The 20,658-nt window shown below is 43.7% G+C and carries 14 protein-coding genes; 7 read left to right on the top strand and 7 right to left on the bottom strand.

Annotated features, from left to right (window positions below):
• Window positions 1-164 precede the first annotated feature (164 nt).
• The 7 genes from MgSA37_RS03610 to MgSA37_RS03640 form a co-directional block, all read right to left on the bottom strand.
• Window positions 165-1,202: a fatty acid desaturase gene (locus tag MgSA37_RS03610; protein ID WP_096349891.1), complete on the bottom strand. Its 1,038-nt coding sequence runs from the start codon at window positions 1,200-1,202 to the stop codon at window positions 165-167.
• A gap of 289 nt (window positions 1,203-1,491) precedes the next feature.
• Window positions 1,492-2,484: a YncE family protein gene (locus tag MgSA37_RS03615; protein ID WP_096349892.1), complete on the bottom strand. Its 993-nt coding sequence runs from the start codon at window positions 2,482-2,484 to the stop codon at window positions 1,492-1,494.
• A gap of 248 nt (window positions 2,485-2,732) precedes the next feature.
• Window positions 2,733-5,846 (bottom strand): efflux RND transporter permease subunit, encoded by a 3,114-nt coding sequence (locus MgSA37_RS03620; RefSeq protein WP_221199447.1) that lies wholly within the window; start codon window positions 5,844-5,846, stop codon window positions 2,733-2,735.
• The gene (locus MgSA37_RS03625; protein WP_096349893.1) at window positions 5,843-6,796 is read right to left on the bottom strand and encodes an efflux RND transporter periplasmic adaptor subunit; all 954 of its coding nucleotides are present in this window, start codon (window positions 6,794-6,796) and stop codon (window positions 5,843-5,845) included. The genes MgSA37_RS03620 and MgSA37_RS03625 overlap by 4 nt, the downstream gene beginning before the upstream one ends.
• A gap of 1 nt (window position 6,797) precedes the next feature.
• Window positions 6,798-8,033 carry a TolC family protein gene (locus tag MgSA37_RS03630; protein ID WP_096349894.1) on the bottom strand — a complete coding sequence of 412 codons (1,236 nt, stop codon included), beginning with the start codon at window positions 8,031-8,033 and terminating at the stop codon, window positions 6,798-6,800.
• A gap of 531 nt (window positions 8,034-8,564) precedes the next feature.
• On the bottom strand, window positions 8,565-9,854 hold the full coding sequence (locus MgSA37_RS03635) for a sensor histidine kinase (protein WP_096349895.1): 1,290 nt from the start codon (window positions 9,852-9,854) through the stop codon (window positions 8,565-8,567).
• Window positions 9,854-10,528 (bottom strand): response regulator transcription factor, encoded by a 675-nt coding sequence (locus MgSA37_RS03640; RefSeq protein WP_096349896.1) that lies wholly within the window; start codon window positions 10,526-10,528, stop codon window positions 9,854-9,856. The genes MgSA37_RS03635 and MgSA37_RS03640 overlap by 1 nt, the downstream gene beginning before the upstream one ends.
• 212 nt (window positions 10,529-10,740) lie before the next feature.
• Between MgSA37_RS03640 and MgSA37_RS03645 the strand changes: the two genes are divergently transcribed.
• From MgSA37_RS03645 to MgSA37_RS03680, 7 genes are all read left to right on the top strand, one after another.
• Window positions 10,741-11,157, top strand: a complete 417-nt coding sequence (locus tag MgSA37_RS03645; RefSeq protein ID WP_096349897.1) for an EamA family transporter — start codon at window positions 10,741-10,743, stop codon at window positions 11,155-11,157.
• Window positions 11,158-11,261: 104 nt separating this feature from the next.
• On the top strand, window positions 11,262-11,879 hold the full coding sequence (locus MgSA37_RS03650; protein ID WP_096349898.1) for a C40 family peptidase: 618 nt from the start codon (window positions 11,262-11,264) through the stop codon (window positions 11,877-11,879).
• 116 nt (window positions 11,880-11,995) lie between these two features.
• Complete coding sequence (locus tag MgSA37_RS03655) at window positions 11,996-14,461, top strand: outer membrane beta-barrel family protein (RefSeq protein WP_096349899.1); 2,466 nt, start codon at window positions 11,996-11,998, stop codon at window positions 14,459-14,461.
• 344 nt (window positions 14,462-14,805) lie between these two features.
• The gene (locus MgSA37_RS03665; RefSeq protein ID WP_197706080.1) at window positions 14,806-15,837 is read left to right on the top strand and encodes a YncE family protein; all 1,032 of its coding nucleotides are present in this window, start codon (window positions 14,806-14,808) and stop codon (window positions 15,835-15,837) included.
• 180 nt (window positions 15,838-16,017) lie between these two features.
• Entirely contained in the window at window positions 16,018-16,680 is a 663-nt protein-coding gene (locus tag MgSA37_RS03670) for a phosphatase PAP2 family protein (protein WP_096349900.1), read from the top strand.
• A gap of 79 nt (window positions 16,681-16,759) precedes the next feature.
• Complete coding sequence (locus MgSA37_RS03675; RefSeq protein ID WP_232010776.1) at window positions 16,760-17,956, top strand: MFS transporter; 1,197 nt, start codon at window positions 16,760-16,762, stop codon at window positions 17,954-17,956.
• 205 nt (window positions 17,957-18,161) lie between these two features.
• The gene (locus MgSA37_RS03680) at window positions 18,162-20,618 is read left to right on the top strand and encodes a TonB-dependent receptor plug domain-containing protein (protein ID WP_096349901.1); all 2,457 of its coding nucleotides are present in this window, start codon (window positions 18,162-18,164) and stop codon (window positions 20,616-20,618) included.
• The last annotated feature ends 40 nt before the right edge of the window (window positions 20,619-20,658 follow it).

Consider the following 20,658-nt stretch of genomic DNA (forward strand, 5'->3'; position numbering starts at 1 on the left):
AGCTTTTAGTGCGGCATTGAGATTAGAGATTGGTTAATTATGGATTGGGCACAAAAAAACCGGGTGCTTAAAGGACATCCGGTTTTGTAAATATTTTAAAGTGTGTTTTATTGAAAATCATTCAACCTCATCAACCATTCTCTCAATCAACTAAGCAAATCAAATCAAACAATCGTCTCCTCGGCGTACGCTGCTGCTTCATCAGCCTTAACCAATTCGATATCGGGCATTGATTCATCGGTAAGGGATACCTTTCCGCGTTCTTTTCGTACGATCCGGTTAAAAAGCGAGATCTCCTGTTCGAACAGGAACCTGAAAAATAGTTTGGTCCACGAGGTATGGTAAAGAAGCGTATCATAATACTCGGGCGCAGTTTTCTTAATCTCGGGGAGCTTGTTCCAGGGGATGGACGGAAAGTCATGGTGTTCATTATGAAAACCTACGTTAAACGCGGTAAGATTTAACGGCCCGTAATAGCTGTATGTTTCCTGCTGGCTGTCGAAAGTAAGGTAATGTTCCTGTACCCAACGTGCGCCTACCGGGTGCAAACCGATAGAGAACCAAAAACTGATAAACAAAAATGCAACGGCCTGCCCGCCCATAAAATACCATATAGCTGCTGTAAACGCAACCTGCACCAGGATGTTAACCACTACCCAGCCATCAAAAAAGTTAATTTCTTTCAGCCGCGATACGCGCGTTCCCTGGAATAAAGGGAAAAACAACAACCATAAAGTTTTACCCAAAAAGGAGTTGTTGATTAGTTTTGCTTCCCATTTGTTAGGCAGGTCGGCATCCAGCTCATGAATACCCTGGAATGAGTGGTGTTTCAAATGATATTTTTCAAATGAAATAGCACCTGGCATAACATGCGGTAAATTGGCAAATATAGCGGCCCAGCGGTTTGCCAGGCGGTTTTTAAATAGCAACTGGTGGGTACACTCGTGGATCATCACAAATAATGCATGGTTTACAAAAGCGCCGAACAAATAGGCGGCAGCGAAAACGATCCACCACGATTGGTCGCGGACCAGCCAGGCAACGCCTATCATTGATCCTACCAGGGCTAATATTACCACCATGGTGAATGGGTTTTTACCGATAAGGTTTCTTAATTCCGGAAACTCTCTTAAAATCTGCTTGGTACGAATACGGTGTGGCTCAGGCGCTGCTGAGTGTACAAAATCACTTCTCTTTATCATTCGGGCTAACTAGGGGGCATCAGTTGGTAAATATAGGAATATGTATTTAAAATATTATTTTATCGTGAATTTTATTTTAATTTTTTAATTAATTATATTAACTGTTGCAATAAAACGCTACCTTGCGGCTTTTGTTACTTAGGTGTTTAACTGAACTTGCACTAGGAAGAACGGACGCCTAATATCGAATAATCAATGACGAATTTCGAATATTGAAGTAACTTCTTTTTTCAAAATTCGACATTCGGTGTTCTATATTTCTTTTGTTCCGGCTCTTGGCTGTTCCCCCTTACTGCAATTTAAACACCAATACCTTAAAAGTGTTTGGTATTACTTTGCGCGTGCCGGGTTCAAAATCGGCAACGCTTAAATATATTTTGTGGCTCCGGGTATCTAAAGCCATTGTTTTTGCCCTTACCGGTGTTTTTAAGGTTTGAATAACGCTATAATCATCGGCTGAATTTTGTTTAATGATGGTAGTGGTGCCATCGCCGCATGAGCAAAAAATCAGCTTGGTTCCCGGGTCATAGCAAACCGCATCAACACCGCCGCCGATAGGTAAGGTGGTAATTACCTTGCCCGAAGCAGCATCAAGTACGCTCATTCCTTTGTTTTGACGACAAACAGTAAAGATGCGGCTATCGGCATCATCCAGGGCAATACCTGTAGGTCCACCTGCAGGAGCCAGGGAATAATTGTTGATCACTTTTAAAGTCTTGCTGTCAATTACATTCACGCTATTTTTATCTTCCAGGTTATTATAAATCTTTCCTTTTCCATCAGATACTGCAAATTCAGGTGCGCCACCAAGCGCCACTGTACCTACCTGTTTCAATGTGTTAGGGTCAACTACCGAGGCATTGTTGCTATCGCCGTTAAAGCTAAAAACCCTGTCAGAATAGGGATCATAGATGATACCATCAGGACCGGTTGCAGTAAGCGGGATAGTGGCAATAACTTTAAGTGTTGTTAAATCAAACGCGACAACAGCATTCGCCCTGCCGTCGCTGATAAAGCCACGGTTGATTTTGTTGACAACTGCAACACCGTGCATGCCTTTTAAATCACCAATCACGCCTATTTGCTTGTCGGTGGTAAGGTCAACAATATTTAACATGGTGCCGTGCGACACATACAAACGGTTAGCCGACATGTCGATAGCAACATAATCGTAGCCCGAATCGCCGGTTAGCGGTATTGTTTTATCCAAAACGTAAGTCTGTGCATGAAGGGATAAAGACATCATGCCCGCAGCCAAAATGGCTAAAAAAATCTTTTTCATAAACTGTTGTTTTTATTGGTAAAGATGAAGGGTGATTCTGGATAAAGTCTGAATAATAGGCACGAATTTAAATTTACACGAATTTCACGAATGGGTTAGAATGGACACTAATGCAGGCTGACTATTAGCGGCAGTATTCGAATCAAATGTTAGTTATTTTTTTCGCAAAAATCTTTATCCGCACGACAGGATTCGTGAAAATTCGTCCTCATTCGTGAAATTCGTGTCATTATAAATTCGTGCTAATTCTATTCGTGCGCATTCGTGTTAACTTCTGCTTTACTGTTTTCAGGGAAGTGCCCCTCCTTATAAAATATCCGCATCAAACTTGGTAAAACAATCAGCAACATGGGCAGCGCTACCACAAAGCCGCCAATTACGGCAATCGCCAAAGGCTGGTGCAATTGTGCGCCGGCGCCTATACCTAATGCCAGCGGCATCAAAGCGATGATTGCCCCCAGCGCCGTCATCAATTTGGGCCTTAAGCGGGTGGAGATGGAGTAGGTGACCGCTTCATCAATACTGTTCTCTACTTTTTTAGCCAGGTTTTCCAGCGCTCTTTGCTTAAACTGCAAGAAAGTAAAAATGGCGTTCTCGCCAATAATCCCAACGATCATGATCAGCCCGGTGTAGCTCCCCACGTTGAGCGGGGTATGGGTGACGAATAGCGCCAGGAAACTCCCGGAAATCCCCAAAACTGCTACAATTAAAATTAAAAATGCTATCCTGAATTGTTTGAACAGGAAAAGGATCACACAAAAAACCAGCAGGCTCGAAGTGATCAGGATGATCAGCAATTCTTTAAAGGATTGCTGCTGCTGGGCATAGTCGCCGCCATATTCAACATGATACCCCTGTGGCAGGCCAATTTTTTGTTTAATGCTTTTTTGGATCGCCGGAATCACCGAACCAAGGTCGCTACCCTCAAGGCGGGCGCTCACTACGCCCATGGATTGCAGGTTCTCCCGGTTGATTTCCGCATCCCCGGGTTTTAACTGTACCGATGCCAGTTCGCTGAGGGGCACCAGTTTGCCGCTGGGTACAAATACGGTTTGATTCTCAATACCGGCAACATTTAAACCGCGGTTGCCCGGGTAAACCATCCGGATAGGATTTAATTGTTCGTTTTCAAGAATATTACCGATCACATTTCCCTCCAATGCGGTTTGCACCTGGAACTGCAGACTGGCAGGCGTAATATTGTATTGGGCAAGTTTGCTGTAATAAGGATCGATACTTACCGAAGGGCCGGCAATCGTTATCCCGTCAAAAACATCGGCGGTGCCTTTTACATTGCGCACTACCTCAGCAACCTGTTTTGACAGGCTTTGCAACTTTTGCGGGTTATCGCCAAATATTTTTATTTCGATAGGTTGAATCGACGTCATCAGGTCGCCCAGCATATCGGTGATCACCTGGCCAAAATCAATTCTTAAGGCTGGCTGGTTGCCGGCTATTTTCTCTCTCAGTTCACTGATCACTTCTTCGGTGGTTTTATCCCGTTTCTTTTTTAACTGTATCAGGTAATCGCCACGGTTAGGTTCGGTAATAAAAAAACCCATTTCGGTGCCCGTACGCCTGGAGTAAGCTTCTACTTCGGGTTGTTTAATGATGATCTTTTCAATTTGCCGCAACATCCGGTCGGTTTCATCCAGCGAAGTGCCCGGCGGCGAAGAATAATCAAGCACAATACTGCCTTCATCCATCTCGGGGAGGAAGCCTGTTTCCAGCATTTTTGGTATAATAACTATGGTGGCTATGGCGGCTGCGATGATAATTAAACTTACATAGGGCCTTAAAATAAACCACTTTACCCATTGTTGTTTTTTTACTTCGTGAGCTACCTCTTTTACTTCCCCGGCATAATCTTTCTTGTGCCGGCTCAGCAAAATATAAACCACCGGTAAGCCAATCCACGTAACAAAAAACGAGCAAACGAGCGTAATGATCATGGTATTGGTGAGCACTTTAAAATAAGCGCCGGCAACCCCGGTCATCAATAAAAACGGAATGAATATGACGATAGTGCTGATGGACGAACCGATCATCGCCGGGAAAAGGTAATCAATGGCTGTTTTTACCAGCTTTAAAGGATGTTCCTTCGGGTGCTCTTCATGCGTACGGTGAATTTGTTCAACTACTACGATGGCATCGTCAATAATCAAACCCAAAGCGGCTGCAATGGCGCCCAGCGTCATAATATTAAAGGTGTAGCCTATACCATAAATCACCATCAAACTCAGGCAAAGGGTTATGGGTATAGTGATCAGGATCACCGCGCTGGCTTTGATGGAGCGCAGGAAAATAATGGCTACAATGATAGCCAGCAACAGCCCGATCCACAAACTATCGCTTACACTTTTTATGGAATCCTTTACAAAATCAGCCTGTTCGTAATAAGGCTTTATGCTTACATCGTGCGGCAATATTTTTTGCAGCTGCGCCACCTTGTCATCCATATCGCTTGACAGCGAAACCAGGTTGGCGTCCGGCTGTTTAATAACCGCTATTAAAACGCCGTCCTGCCCGTTGGCATTTATGCGGGTATATTCAATGCTTTCCTGTATGGCTATATCCGCAAAATCTTTAAGGCGCACCACCCTTTTCCGGTTATTGCTGATCACCAGGTTCTCTAATTGATCTTTAGCATTAATAGTGGCATCCGTAACGGTAAGGTAAAGCATTTTGTAATCAGCCAGGTAACCTTCTGACTTTACAAAATTGGTGGTGCTCAGCGTTGTATTGATGATATCAGGCGTAAGGCCCAGCGAGCTCATTTTTTGTTTATTGAGCGTTAACCAGTATTCCTTGGCTTTGCCGCCGATCACCCTGATCTCCGAGATCCCGTCAACCTGCGACAAAAAAGGCTTTACCGTGTAAGTAGCCAGCTGCCGCAATTCAATCGCCGAGCGGGAATGACTCTCTAAAGTATACCCGCTCACCGGTAAAATAGAGGGGTTCATTTTTGCGGTGGTGATATTCACATCAGCGGGCAGGTCGTTTTTTATCTGGTTGATATTGGCCTGTAATTTGGTAAGGCTTTGGTCGATATCAACATCCCAACTCATGTAGGCTGATATTTCGCAGCTGCCCCTGCTGGTGGTACTGCGTACCATTTGCAGGCCGGGAGTTTGTTTAATAGCGTCCTCCAGCGGCTTGGTAACCGTTACCATCATTTTATTTACCGGCTGCAAACCCTCATCCGCAATAATTTTTATTTTCGGGAAGGTAATCTCCGGAAACAGGGAGGTTTGCAATTTGGAGTAAGCAAACAAACCGCCCATGATGATGATAGCCAAAACCAGGCTGATGGGCTTCCTGTGGCTTATAAAAGTATCTTTTATCTTTTCGGGGATAATCATTGCTTCACAATTTTAACTTTGGCAGTATCTGTAAGGCCATAATTCCCTGTAACAATAATTTTGTCCTGCGGCGAAAATTTGGGCGACAGGATCTCTACCCTATCCCCTGATTGTATGCCTTCTTTTACAGGCACCTTCACTGCAGTAGTATCGTTTAACAGTTTCATTACCCAAAATTCCGTTTGAGTTTCATTAGCCAGTATGGCCGATTTTGGCAAGGTAGCGGTATGGCTTTTTTCCGATTTTACAATCCTTGCCTTTGCCACCAGGTTTTCAGGTATTTGCTGGCTGGAATTGATGCCGATGACAACCCCCTGTGTTTGGGCAACGGTATCCACTGATGGCATAAATGATTTTACTGTGCCAACTATCTTTGTGCCCCCGGGAAGCGTAAGGTCAACATTCTGGCCCATTTTTACATATTGTTTCAGCTCATAAGGCAACTGCATTAAAAATACAAAGCTGGAGCGGTCGCTGATTACTGCCAGCGCTTCGCCGTCCTGCACATAGTCGCCGGTTTGGTGGCTTAAGGCCGAAATATAACCCGATGCTGAAGCCTTTATTTTATTTACGCCCGAAAATTTAAAGCTGGTATCCAGTACATTAATGCTGTTGCCAATGGTTTGTGCTTCCTTAGTTTTAACCGTAAAAAGTACCTGGCCCTTGCTTACATTTTGCCCCGGCTGTACATTTGATTGGGTGATATAGCCAATCGCGTTTGATTTTACATAATTTTTTTGCAGCGTGGTTGAGGTCGCATTCAGGTCGATATAATCAACCAGGGTGCTGTCGTTAACCGTTGTAACGCCAACAGGAGTTTGCGAGGTTACTTTAGCGTCCTCATCATCGGCTCCGCTGTCCTTTCCCTTGCACGAATACAGCAATACCGGGATGGCTATTATCAAATAGAATTGCCGGATAGCAGTATATTTACTGTTTAATGTTTTCATGTTACCTGTTATAGTAATTCAGCTGGTTAATAAGCTGCAGTTTAGTAATATTGGTGGTGGTACGTAAGTTTTTTATGGTCAGATAGTTGTTGATGGCAAGTATCAGGTCGGCTATGCGTACATCGCCGGTTTGCAGCAGGTCGCTGTCAACTTTTACCAGGCTTTCGGTATATTTTATCTGTTCGTCAATTTGTTTCAGCAGGTTATCATTTTCGCTGATTTGCTGGTTCAGCTGTGCTATCTGTTGTTTAAACTGTACGTTAAAAAAAGCTTTGTAATTTTGGCGGGTGTCTTCTTCCAGGCTGATTTTCCGGTATTGCATTTTGCGCTGCCCGCCATCGTATATCGGCATGGTAAAAGTAAAGCCGGCACTCACGCCAAAATTTTTATAGGCCTGGCCCATAAAATCGGAGTTATACCCACCATCCGCAGTAACGCTTAATTTAGGTTTATAACTAAAATCAACCAGTTGCCGGCTATTTACCAGCTTCAAACTATCCAGTTTATATTGCCTGAAAAAAATAGAGGTATTTGGGTCGGGAAGAATTGGTTTTTGGATGACAGGTTCCGCCAGCTCAATCATACTGGTATCGGCAACCCCCGCCAAATAATTCAGCGTTGAGTAATCGTTTTTATAGAGCAGCCGTGCTTGCAATAGCGCTAATTGCTGTTGTTTTAGGGTTACCAAAAAGGTAAGGTAATCGCTCTGACGGTATACATTGGCACGGGTAAGTTTTTTAAGCAGGTCCTCTTCTTTGCTAAGCAATGCGATCACTTCCTGGTTAAACCGTACCTGTAACAGATCGCCGTAAGCAGTAATGTATTGGGTAGTAATTGCTTTTTTCAGGTCCTGCTCTGATATTTTGGTGGTATTGCCAATCGACTGCGATTGCAGTGTTATCGCATCCAATTGGGCGTTTATATTTTTTTTACCGATGATGGTTTTATTCGCGCTCATCAGGGCATTCAGCGTATGTTCATTGGTAATCGCGCTGGCATATCCATACCCGCCAATTACAGGCGCGTACAAGCCGCCGCTATTGGCATTTACCTGGGGTTTTAACCCGGCGAGCAGGCGCAGGCTGTCAACGGAATTTGAGGCAACCTGGTTATGCAGGTCTTTCAGTAAAGGGCTGTTGTTTTTTGCAACATCAAGGTAATGATCAAGCGTGTAAGTTTGTGCCAGCGAAACTGAACAGGTAAATAAACAGAAGATCAGGCCGTATAAAAATTTCATTCAATGTGCTGAAAAGGGTATTTATGTAGCTAAACTAAAACTTAATTTTGGATTATTTTGGGATGGGGAAGATTTTTGTTTTTAAAAACAACCGGTTTTGAACCGTTTAGTTTTAACAGAATGCATTGTAGAGGCAACCTCTTTGTAGCCTCAAGTCGCAATGATAATATTGCCCCGTCGGGTTTACTCAATGGGCGAAGGGTAGCCTCTAACGAGGCCATATTGTTTTGTTTTTATTTTCTACAAATGTTATACCCCGATGGGGTATAAAAATGCAAGGTGTCCGGGTTTTGTTTTAAGTGATGGGTGCTTGTTTTTACGGACAGATGCTTAAATAGTCTGCTTTTTACCACGCTGCCTCATAGAGGCAACCCCTTTGTAGCCTCAAATCGCAAATATAATATTGCCCCGTCGGGGGTTACCCAACCGGCGGACGGGAGATGAATTTGTGATTGTTTTTGGATAGAGGTGATTTTTATAAGCATTTTTCATAGCGATGTATTTCAACCCATCGCTATCAGCTGTTCTGCTTTAAAACCCAGCCGTAAACGTATGATACACACCCTCAAAACTATACTTTAGAGAGAAACCAAAATTTCCGCAGATTTGTTTTGATATCGTTAACCCTAATCCGCTGCCTTCTGATCCTGATGATTTATGGAAACGGGTAAATATCTTTTCCTCATTCAGCTCCGCTCCATTCCCGGTATTTTGCACCATCAAGCTATCGCCGGTTAAACTAATCACTACTTCGCCACCAGTATAATTATGCCTGATGGCATTGCTAATGAGGTTACTTAATAAAACTTCAGTAAGGTAGGGGCTGGCGTAAATTTCCTTGTCATGTAAACTGCAAGTTACTTTTAAATTTTTGTCCTGGAAGATCTCTTCAAACTGCGTGACCATTTCTTCAGTTAGTTCCCGCAGATTGATCTTTTGCTGCTCATGCAGCAAGCGGTTCTCAATTTTTACCAGTAGTAAAAGAGATTGATTCAGCCGGTTCAGGCGTGACACTGCGCTGTACAGGTCGTTTAACAACTTGCTTTGTCTTTCGTTAAAGTTTTCTGTTTGGATTAGTGTATCCAGCTTGGAATTAATAACGGCTATCGGCGTCATTAATTCGTGCGAGGCATTTTCGGTAAATATTTTCAGGTCCTTGTAATCATGTTTTGCCCTGGAGGCCATATCCACCACTACCGTATTTAATTCGTCAAATTCATCAATATCAGTTTCCAGTTTGGGGATCTCGCGGGTATCGGCGACGTTAAACAGCCGCAGCTCTTTCATAATGTTGTAAAAAGGCTTCCACAGGCGGTTTAAAATAAAGCGGTTGGTCACCAGCAAAACCAGCAGCAGCAATAAAATAACGGCAATGGTAATGGTAAAGATCAGCCGGATCAGGTCTTCCGTTTCTACCTTCGATTCAACAATCAGGATCTTATAATATTTATCACCAACCGTTACCGATGTGATCAGCCCGCGCCCCGATTCGTATTCGCCTTCACTCCGGTGTTTATGCCGTTTAACGCCTTTATCCCTGTCCCATCGTTTGTAATACTCTGTATTGATAAATTCGCGTTTTATCGAACCCGGTTTGGCTTCGCTAAAAGTGATCTGCTGGTCGTTTGATTCAAATGTCTGGGGTAAGTGATGGTTAAGCGCAACGTATTCAAATATCTCCTGCTCCTCAACCTTAAGGTCCTGGTCCTTTTGCCGGGTCAATATCCAGCTGATGGCCTGGTAATAAATAATACCGGTAATCAGCAATACAACCACGGTGGTTGCCAGGTTTACATAATTATAGCGGGTCTGCAGCTTCATTATTCGGTAAATTTATAACCCATGCCGTAAGCGGCCTGGATGTAATCGTGGCAGCCGGCTTCCATTAATTTTTTGCGCAGGTTTTTAATATGCGAATAGATAAAATCAAAGTTATTGGCCATATCAATACCATCACCCCATAAATGTTCAGCAATGGCATTTTTTGATACTACTTTTCCTTTGTTCGCAATAAAATAAAGCAGCAGTGCATATTCTTTACGGGTTAGCTTTACGGGCAAATGCTCTACTTTAACTTCTTTAGCCAGCAGGTCGATGTTGAGTTCATTAAACAGCAGCAGGTTGCTGCCGTTAAATGTTTTGCGGCGGATAATGGCCGATACCCGCGCCTTTAACTCGGACAGATGAAAAGGTTTTACCAGGTAGTCGTCGGCGCCAAGGTTAAGGCCATCAAGCCGGTCGTCAAGGGAATTTTTTGCCGAGATAATAAGCACGCCATCAGGATGATTATTGGCTTTAAGTTCCTTCAGGATATCCATACCATTGCCACCCGGAAGGGTAATGTCGAGCAAAATACAATCATACCGGTACATGCTGATCTTACTCAGCGCGGCAGGATAATTAGCAGCCGTTTCGCAAATATTGCCGTCTTCAGAAAAGTATTCTTCTATACTTTCCCTTAATCCTTCCTCATCTTCAATGATCAGTATTTTCAAAACTGTTTTTTTGTTAAAGGTACAAACACAAAGTTGGAAAGATTTTGGATAATTTGTCTGAACACGATTTACAGGGTTTAACACGATTTAACGATTTTAACACAATTTACAGGATATTTGCGTTAATCCTGTTTATCGTGTCCAGATGAGGATATTTGCATTTAATCCTGTTTATCTTTAAAATCATTAAATCGTGTTAAAAATCGTGTAATATGTGGTGGATCTTCGCATTACTCTCGGCATTTTTTGCGGCGCTTACCGCAATTTTTGCAAAAGTTGGTATCAAAGGGGTTGATACCGACCTGGCAACAGCCATCCGTACCGTGGTAATATTGCTCATCGCCTGGGCAATTGTCATTTTCCGGGGTGGCGAATGGTCTGTAAGCGGCCTTACCAAAACCAACTGGATCTTTTTGATCCTGTCGGGCTGCGCCACCGGCCTTTCGTGGATCTGTTATTTTAAGGCATTGCAATTGGGCAAAGTTTCGCAGGTGGCGCCTATTGATAAGCTGAGCGTGGCCCTGGCCATTATTTTAGCAGTTGTATTTTTAAAGGAGACATTGAATATTAAACAAATAATAGGCGCCCTGCTGATCATCAGCGGAAGCATAGTATTGATTTTTGCATAATATTTTCATTTCTGCAAAACAATTAGTGATATCCGTCACATTTTGCAAAAAATGTAAAAAAAGCTCTTGTTCTTTCGCATTTTTTTATAACTTGCCCATCGTATATGAGGACAAAGCTATTAACCCTGATTATCCTTTTCTTTGCAGTTATTGTATGCTGCAATACCGCATATGCCCGAAAAAAATCTTCCAGAGCACATAAAAGAAGGATGGCCAGGGTTGCTCATTTACGTTATAAGATCAATACCCGGGATTTTCATCCCATCAATTTTGATACCGACAGTATTTCCGGTGACAACATCGTAAACTTTGCACAAACTTTAATTGGCACCCCTTACCGCCCTGCTACTTCTGATCCGGCAGTTGGCTTTGACTGCTCGGGCTTTGTGCATTATGTGTTTAAATATTTTAATGTTGACGTACCGCGTTCATCGGGCGATTTTATTGATGTGGGCGAAAAAATAAAAATGGAAGATGCCCGTCCCGGCGATATCATCGTTTTTACCAGCCCTACTGACAGGCACCGCATCGGGCATGTAGGCATTGTGCTCCATAACGGCGGCGATGATTTTACGTTTATCCATTCCACTTCCGGCAAAGAATATGGCGTTACCATTACCGCTATGGACGATACTTACCGCCGCCGCTTTGTTCAGGTGATCCGCGTATTAAAACAAAATGATATACCTGGAATCATTCCTCCAATCGCGTTAAGTTTTTAGCCTTATTGTAACAATAACACTAATTTGGTAACAATTACTTTACGTCAGGCTAAAATCCAGTTTTAATCCAGTTTTACTTATCTATTTTTGCGCCAATATTTACATAGGCGTATTACATGAAGATTTACCTCATATTATTTTTATTATTTGCCCTTTCGTTTAATTTAAAGGCCCAAAATAATACTACTAATGGAAAAATAACGGGCAAAGTAACTGATGCGGTTACCAAACAACCGGTTGATTTTGCTACCATAAGCGTTTTTAAACAAGGCAGCACCTCTCCTTTTAATGGCGGTAGTACCGATCCAAAAGGTAATTTCAAAATAGACAATGTTGCCCCCGGCGACTATATCTTAACCGTTGATTTCATCGGCTATAAACAATATAAAATTGCCCATGCGGTGGTTTTAAGTACCAATAAAAATTTGGCACTTGGCGAGATCCTGCTTACTCCGCTTCAAACACAATTGAAAGAAGTTTCGGTAACGGCAACCGGCCCGACCGTTGCCAATAAGATAGATAAACTGGTGTACAGCCCGGCAAACGATCTTACCTCGCAGGGCGGAGTTGCACTGGATGTGTTGCAAAAAGTACCGATGGTATCCGTTGACATCAATGGCAACGTGGAGCTGATGGGCAATACCAACATCCAGTTCCTCATCAACGGCAAACCCTCTACCATTTTTGGCGCCAGTATTACTGATGCCTTACAGGCCATACCTGCCAGCCAGATAAAAAGCATCGAGGTAATTACCAATCCCGGCGCCAAATACGACGCCGCAGGAACCGGTGGTATCATCAATATCGTACTGAAGGACAATAATATCCAGGGTGTTAACGGCAGCGTTAACCTGACGGCCGGTACACGTTTGGAGAATGGCAATTTTAATATTAACGCCAAAAAAGGTAAAATTGGCGTGGGGGCTTTTTTTAGCGGTAATGAAAATTTAACCAGCGCAACCCCAAGCTCAGGCAACCGTACTTCCTATAGCAACACGCGCGATACCGTTACCAATTTGGGCCAGAATGGGGTAAGTAATTTTAAAAGAAGCGGGTACCGTTCAGGCTTTAATATCAATTGGGATATCACGCCAAAGGATGCTTTATCCGCCTCTGTTAATTTTAACCATTTTGGTAATAACAGCAATGGTTATGTAAATAATTTTCAAACAACATCTGTTGGTGGCTTATCAATTGATACCAATAGTGTTAACCACTCCACCAGTAAGTTTAATAATAACTCAACTGATTGGAGCCTTTTTTATAAAAAGACCTTTAGTAAGAAAGACCAGGAACTGGATGTTTTATACAACCAGAGCATTGGCCATAATACAAACAATTATACCCAGCAGCAGGATTATACCAATGTGCCTTTTCCTTCCTCAGGTTCAATAGGCAGCAACCCCGGCACGGATAAGGAGACGAATATCCAAATTGATTATAACCAGCCTGTAACTGAAGATTTCTCTATTGAAACCGGGGCAAAAGCGACCATCGAAAACATTGACAACGCTGTAAATACGCAAATGCTGTCCAACGGGGCTTATGTAGCCAATCCGTTTCAAACTTATAGCTTTACCTACAGCCGGAAAATTTATGCGTATTACCTGTCAACTACGTTTTCCTTATTTCATAATTTTATTGATGGTAAAGCAGGCCTGAGGGATGAATACACCGTCTCGACGTCTGATTTTCCGAACACTACTATCCCTTCCTATAATATTTTAGCACCTTCTTTTGTACTGTCGCATAAGATCGATAAAACACAAACCATCAAATTCAGCTATTCATACAGGCTGGAGCGGCCTGATTACAATGGTTTAAACCCATTTTATAATATCAGCGATCCGCATAATATCAGTACCGGCAACCCCGAGCTTAAACCCGAATACGGGCATAACTTTGAATTGGGTTATAATAAATCATTTAGCAACGGGGCCAATATTTACGTTGCCGGTTTCTATCGCTACAACACAAATGATATACAATCATTCACTACTTTTTATCCCAGCTTTACCATCGGCGACTCTACCTATACCAACGTTTCGCTTAATCAAAGGTATAATATTGGCCGCGAGGTAACCGAAGGCGTGAATTTATTTGGATCGATTCCTGCCGGAAAGTTTACGTTCCGGTCGAATATGTTTTTTGCTGACAGGATCACCAGCAACCCCGGCTCCGTACAGGTTAGTGGCTTAGCCTATCGCATCAACTTAAACACCAGTTATGAGTTTGCCAAAACGCTTGCCGCCGAATTTTTTATCAATTACCGGTCGTCACAAAGGGGGATCCAGGGAACCAACCCGGCATTCCTGTTCTACAACTTTGCCGTGCGTAAGCAGGTATTGAATAAAAAAGCAAGTATCGGTTTAACCGCTGCCAACCCTTTTAACCAGTATGTAAACGTTAATTCAACAACTTACGGGTCTAACTTTAACCAAAATAGCCTAAGGGAGATTCCCCTTCGTTCATTCGGCATCAGCCTGATGTACAAATTCGGTAAGCTTGAATTTAAAAAGGACAGAGAACAACAGGATAACGCTGCACCGGATGAAGGCGGCGCGGGCGGAGGCAGCAAGTAATTTTTAAGTCCGAAAGTCCGAAAGTCCGAAAGTCCGAAAGTCCGAAAGTCCGAAAGTCCGAAAGTCCGAAAGTCCGAAAGTCCGAAAGTCCGAAAGTCCGAAAGTCCGAAAGTCCGAAAGTCCGAAAGTCCGAAAGTCCGAAAGTCCGAAAGTCCGAAAGTCCGAAAGTCCGAAAGTCCGAAAAAAAGCGCATGCTTTTTTTCGGACTTTCTTCATAGTGACAAACTTCTGTACGCCCGACAGTCATCTTTCGGACTTTACTGACTTTTCCGACTTTCGGACTTCTTCCCCCCCTCCAACATTTATCCAGAATTTATGCTTAACTATACTCAAAAATAACCATTATGAAACCGACCCTTAAACCATTTTGCATGCTGTTTTGCGCGGTATGCATTTTGCCGTTATTCTTATCGGCACAAACAAAAACAGGCTTTCATGTTATAGCTGATTACGCCGTCCATAGCACCGGCGGCTGGGATTATATTACTGCCGATGGCTTATCCGGCAAGGTATATGTCTCCCATGGTATGCAGGTAAATATCCTCGACGCAGCCAGCGGTGACTCCCTTGGTTATATCCCAAACACCCAGGGCGTGCATGGTATAGCTATAGCACATGATTTTAACAAGGGCTATACCAGCAACGGCAGGGCCAATAACGTGAGCGTTTTTGATTTAAAAACCAACCAGGTGATAAAAACGGTAACCGCCGGCACTAATCCGGATGCTATTTTTTATGATGATTTTTCGAAAAAAGTGTATGCTTTCAATGGCCGCAGTAATGACGCTACGGTAATTGACGCTGCAACCGATAACGTGGTAGCCACTATCCCCCTTGGCGGCAAGCCCGAAACCGGTGTATCAGACGGTAAAGGAAAAGTATTTGTAAATATTGAGGATACCGGTGAAGAAGTGGAAATTGACGCCGCTACCTTTAAAATACTAAACCGCTGGAAATTGACCGGCGGCGAAGAACCCTCAGGCCTGGCGATGGACCGCGAAGCCAACCGCCTGTTTATAGGCTGCGGCGGTAACCAAAAAATGATCGTTCTGGATGCCACAAACGGCACTATAGTCGCCACATTCCCTATTGGTCGCTGCGATGGTACGGGCTTTGATCCGGGGCTTAAATTAGCGTATAGCTCAAACGGCGAAGGCACCATTACCGTAGTGCGTGAATTAAGCGCCGATAAATTTGAACTGGTAGAAAATATCACCACCGAACCTGGCGCACGTACCATTGGCGTTGACGTTGTTACCCATAAAATATACCTGCCTACAGCGCAATTAAAGCCGGTTGCACCAACAGCTGATAATCCGCACCCAAGGCCCCAGCAGATACCGGGTACTTTCCATGTAGTGGTGGTTGGGAAATAAGCTATGGCCCCCGGCGCCCTTAAGCGGAAGTATTGATAGACATTAAAAGCAGAAGGACAAACGTATTGGTCATTCTGCTTTTGTTTTCAGCATTTACACGCAGCCAATAATAAAAACATGGTGCGGTTGTTGTATAACGTCAACAAATTATTTTCACCATGATGTGTTTAAAGCTACAAAATGATCTTTAAAAAATACCAGCGCCAAATTGTCAATTTTGTACTCGGCAGCATCAGTGCCGGTTTTGTGGCGCTTACCATACTTATTATCATTTTCCCCCATTCGTTTGTTGATTTAAAATTTTCGCAGGAAATGCAGGAGCACCAGAATCCATTTTTGGATGCCACAATGAAAACGGCAAGCTGGTTTGGCTATTTTCCGGGTTCTGCCATTGTTGTATTAGGGGGAACGCTGTTGTTTTTTATCTTTAAATACCGGAGAGAAGCATTATACGTTTTTCTCACTTCGCTATCCGGTTTGGTAAGTTCAGTTATAAAATTATTGGTAAACCGGCCCCGGCCAACCTCGCCTGATGTACGTATTGTGCAAAAGGTGTATGAACAAAGCTTCCCCAGCGGCCATGTGTTGTTCTATATCGTGTTTTTCGGATTTTTAATTGTGCTCATGTACCAATTAAAAACCATTGGTAAAGTGATAAGGATCAGCGTTGCTTCTTTCTCCGCCCTGTTGATCTTTGCTATACCTTTCTCGCGCATCTATCTTGGCGCCCATTGGTTTACCGATGTGCTGGGCGGTTTTTTATTGGGTATGCTATGCTTATACCTGCTTTGCATCTTCTATTTCCGAAAAACGGCGGCGAATAAGCAGAAAGCTAAAAGCTGAAAGCCTTTCACCTTTCACCTTTTACCTTTCGCCTTTTACCTTTCACCTTTTTCCTGTATTTTTATTTCTTTATTAATTTGTGAACGAAGAAGCCATCCCATCCCGAAGCCCTCAACAATACCGTATAGGCGCTGCCATATTCTTTTTTATCTCGGGTTTTGGATTTTCATCCTGGGCGTCGCGCATCCCAACCATACAAAACCAGCTCCATTTAAACGACGGGCAATTAGGCACCGTGTTGTTTGCCCTACCCATCGGCCTCATGTTTACCATGCCCATTTCCAACTGGTTATTAAGCAAATATAGCAGCAGGGCCATTATGCTTTCCGGCTCGTTGTTTTTATGCGTGATATTGGTTTTAATCGGACTTGCTAACAGTATGCTTCAATTGATTGTGGTACTATTTTTCTTCGGGTCGGCGCGTAACATGATGACGCTTTCTATCAATACACAAGGGGTAGGGGTGCAAGCCTTGTACAGTAAATCTATAATGGCTACCTTTCATGGTATCTGGAGCATGGCCGGTTTTGCGGGTGCGGCAGTCGGGCTGGTAATGGTTTACTTTAATGTGGCGGTACCTTATCATTTTCTCATCATAAGTATACTCCTGGCAGTGCTGACGCTTTATTTTATCAATGATACACTGTACAGTAAACCAAAACCACAACCCCGCAAGCCTGTTTTTTCCCTCCCCGATAGATACCTGTTGAAATTTTCGCTCATTTGTTTCGCCTGTATGGCCTGCGAAAATACCATGTACGACTGGAGCGCCATTTACTTTCAAAAAGCAGTGCATGCCGATAAAACAACCTCAACCGCCGCATTTGTAATTTACCTTGTAGCCATGACCACCGGCCGTTTTTTCGGCGATAGGGTGGTAACCCGCCTGGGCATAAAAGCAGTACTTAAATTTAGCGGTATCTTTATTTTTACAGGCCTTGCAATGGCCGTGGCGCTGCCAATGGTTGCTACCGCTATGGTTGGTTTCATCCTGGTGGGTTTTGGCGTATCCTGTATTGTGCCCATGGTTTTCAGCCTGGCCGGCAAGTCGAAAAACATGAGCAGTTCATCGGCACTGGCTTCCATATCAACTGTAGGCTATCTTGGCTTTGTTTTGGTACCCCCTCTGGTTGGTTTTATTTCGCAGAACTTTGGCTTACGGATTTCTTTCAGCATTATCGCATTGTTTGGAGGCATTGTTGTGTACCTGGTTTCAAAGTTAAGTGATCATGATGAACAAAGCGCGCCGGTTGTATTTCCGGGTTTTGAAGAATAAATCATCTGTTTTTCTCCCTTGTCCAATAATGTTTTACCGCTTAACAATATTTGCTTTTCAATCCATGATTTGGGTATATTTATACAGTTAAATATAAACCCAGGCAGTACTTTTTCCCGGCTATTATTCTTCTGAAAATATTTTATATTTTGATAGTACTATCATGCCCTTCATCCGACTATTGACAGATTATACCTAACACGTTATGAAGAAGTTTTTATTGATGGCAATTATTTTTGGACTTGGTTTCCAAACAATTGCTTTTGCCCAACCCGGTACCGACGCAGTAAACACTGCGGTATCAAACCTGAAATCTTTACTTACCGATCATATTATAGAAAAGGCGTACCTGCACTTTGACAGGCCTTACCCGTACTATGTAGCCGGCGAGGTGGTGTATTTTAAGGCCTATGTTACCCTGGGCGAAAAGCACGAAGCATCTACCTTAAGCAATATTTTGCATGTCGATCTGATCGATAAGAATGATGTGCTGATGCAGTCCATCGTTTTGCAGCTTACCGGCGGCACTGCCTGGGGCGATTTTCTGTTACCTGATTCCCTGCAAAAGGGAAGCTACCGGATCCGGGCGTATACGCAATGGATGCGCAATGATAAAACGCCGTACTTTTTTGACCAGTACATATCTGTTAGTTCAGCTAATGGCGGGCAACTTGCTGAAAATACTACGCAGGGGCTTAAGCCAAACCTCCAGTTTTTTCCTGAAGGTGGAAGCCTGGTTGCCGACGTGCCCGCCAGGCTCGCTTACAAAGCGCTTGGCACTAATGGGCTCGGCACCAGCGTAAAAGGCATTGTTGTTGATAATGAACACAAGGAGGTTGCACAGATCAACTCCGCCCACCTGGGAATGGGGATGCTTAATTTTATACCCGAAACCGGGAAAACCTATAAAGCCATGGTTACGTTTGCCGATGGCTCCCAAGGCAGTGTCGACCTGCCGGTTGCGCAGCCCAAAGGCATTACATTGTCGGTAAATACCGATGACCCGGCAAAAATTGCGATCGTCATCAGGGCCAACCGCGCTTACTACAAAGAGAATCAGAATAAAAAACTTAACCTGCTGGTATATTATGCGGGAGCCCTGAAACGCTATTCACCGGTACTGGATGGCGAAATTCTTGGCCTCGACCTTCCGGCTAAGGATTTCCCTACCGGGATCTTAAAAGTTACCCTGCTCTCTGAAACAGGGGAGCCATTGAATGAGCGCATCTCGTTTATCCAAAATCCCGATTTGCTAAATCTCGCGTTGACGCCTGATAAACAGGTGTACAGTGCCAGGGAAAACGTACAGGTGAGTTTGAACGTTAAAAACAAAGAAGGCAACCCCGTAAGTGGCTCATTTTCGGTATCGGTTGTTGATGAAAGTAAAATTTTGGTGGATGAGGATGCGGAAAATACCATCTTGTCGTACCTGTTGCTCAGCACCGAAGTAAAAGGATATATCGAAAAGCCAAACTACTATTTTGCAAACGTTACAAAAGAAACCCGTGCCGGGCTTGATATATTAATGCTTACCCAGGGCTACCGCCGGTTTGAATGGGCAGCTCTTGAAAACGGCAGCCTGCCTGTTACAGCAAGCGCTTTTACCGCTGAAAAAACAATGGATATTTCGGGGGTGTTTAAAACCAAAAGCGGTGTGCCCATACCCGATTGTGTCCTCACCCTTATCCCAAAATCCGGTGGCAATCTGCAAACGGCTACAACAGATAACGAGGGGAAATTCCGCTTTTCAAATATGGACTTTTCTGCAGGTACCGCATTTGTATTAAAAGCCATGTCTTCGTCCGGAAAAAAAGGTGTGTTAACGCTTGATAAACCGCTGGTGCCGCCGGTAATTGCACCGGGAGAGCCCTTTAATAAAAAATACAATGCCAGTGCTGACCTGTTGATGTCTTTCCAGGATGAACGTAAAGCAAAAATAGCAGAGGCCGGTAATTTAATAACCAACCAGGCCACAACTGATACTAAGGGCAATTCATCAAAAAGGCTTGATAACTATCATTCGTCCAATATTGGCGGGCCCGGTCATGCCGACCAGGTTGTTTTAGGTGATGCCATCAAGGATGCGCCCTCTATTTCAAGCGGCTTAAACGGTTTGCTGCATGGCGTACAGTTTAATAACGGGGTGCCTTCGCTGCAAACGGGTGTTACGCTTTCAGGCGGTGGTGCCCAGATCGACCCTATGCTGGTAATTTTTGATGGTGTAACACTTGGTAACGGTGTAAGTGTTGATATTATTAATCCGGGTTCGGTTGATGCGGTTGAGTTGTTAAAAGGAGCAAGCGCAACTATTTATGGCGCCGCCGGCGGACAAGGGGTGTTGGTGATCACCACACGCTCAAGCATTGCCTCTGAACAGGTGATCAGTAAAGAAATGTCGCCGGGTATTTTTTCAATTGAACCTAAAGGATTTTTTAAAGCGCTTGAATTTTATTCGCCTGCCTATACCGGCCAGAATGCGGCTAACAAACCGGACCGGCGCACTACCATTTACTGGAAACCGGATGTAATTACCGATGCCTCCGGCAACAGCTCATTCAGCTTTTTTAATTCCGATGGTAAAGGAACTTATAGGGTTGAAGTACAGGGGATGGATAGCAAAGGTAACTTAGGTATGCAGGTATTTAGGTATAAAGTGCAATAATGGGTTCTGACGATAATTAAATCGCGTATCCTTAACCGGG

Source organism: Mucilaginibacter gotjawali, from assembly GCF_002355435.1.
GTDB lineage: Bacteria > Bacteroidota > Bacteroidia > Sphingobacteriales > Sphingobacteriaceae > Mucilaginibacter > Mucilaginibacter gotjawali.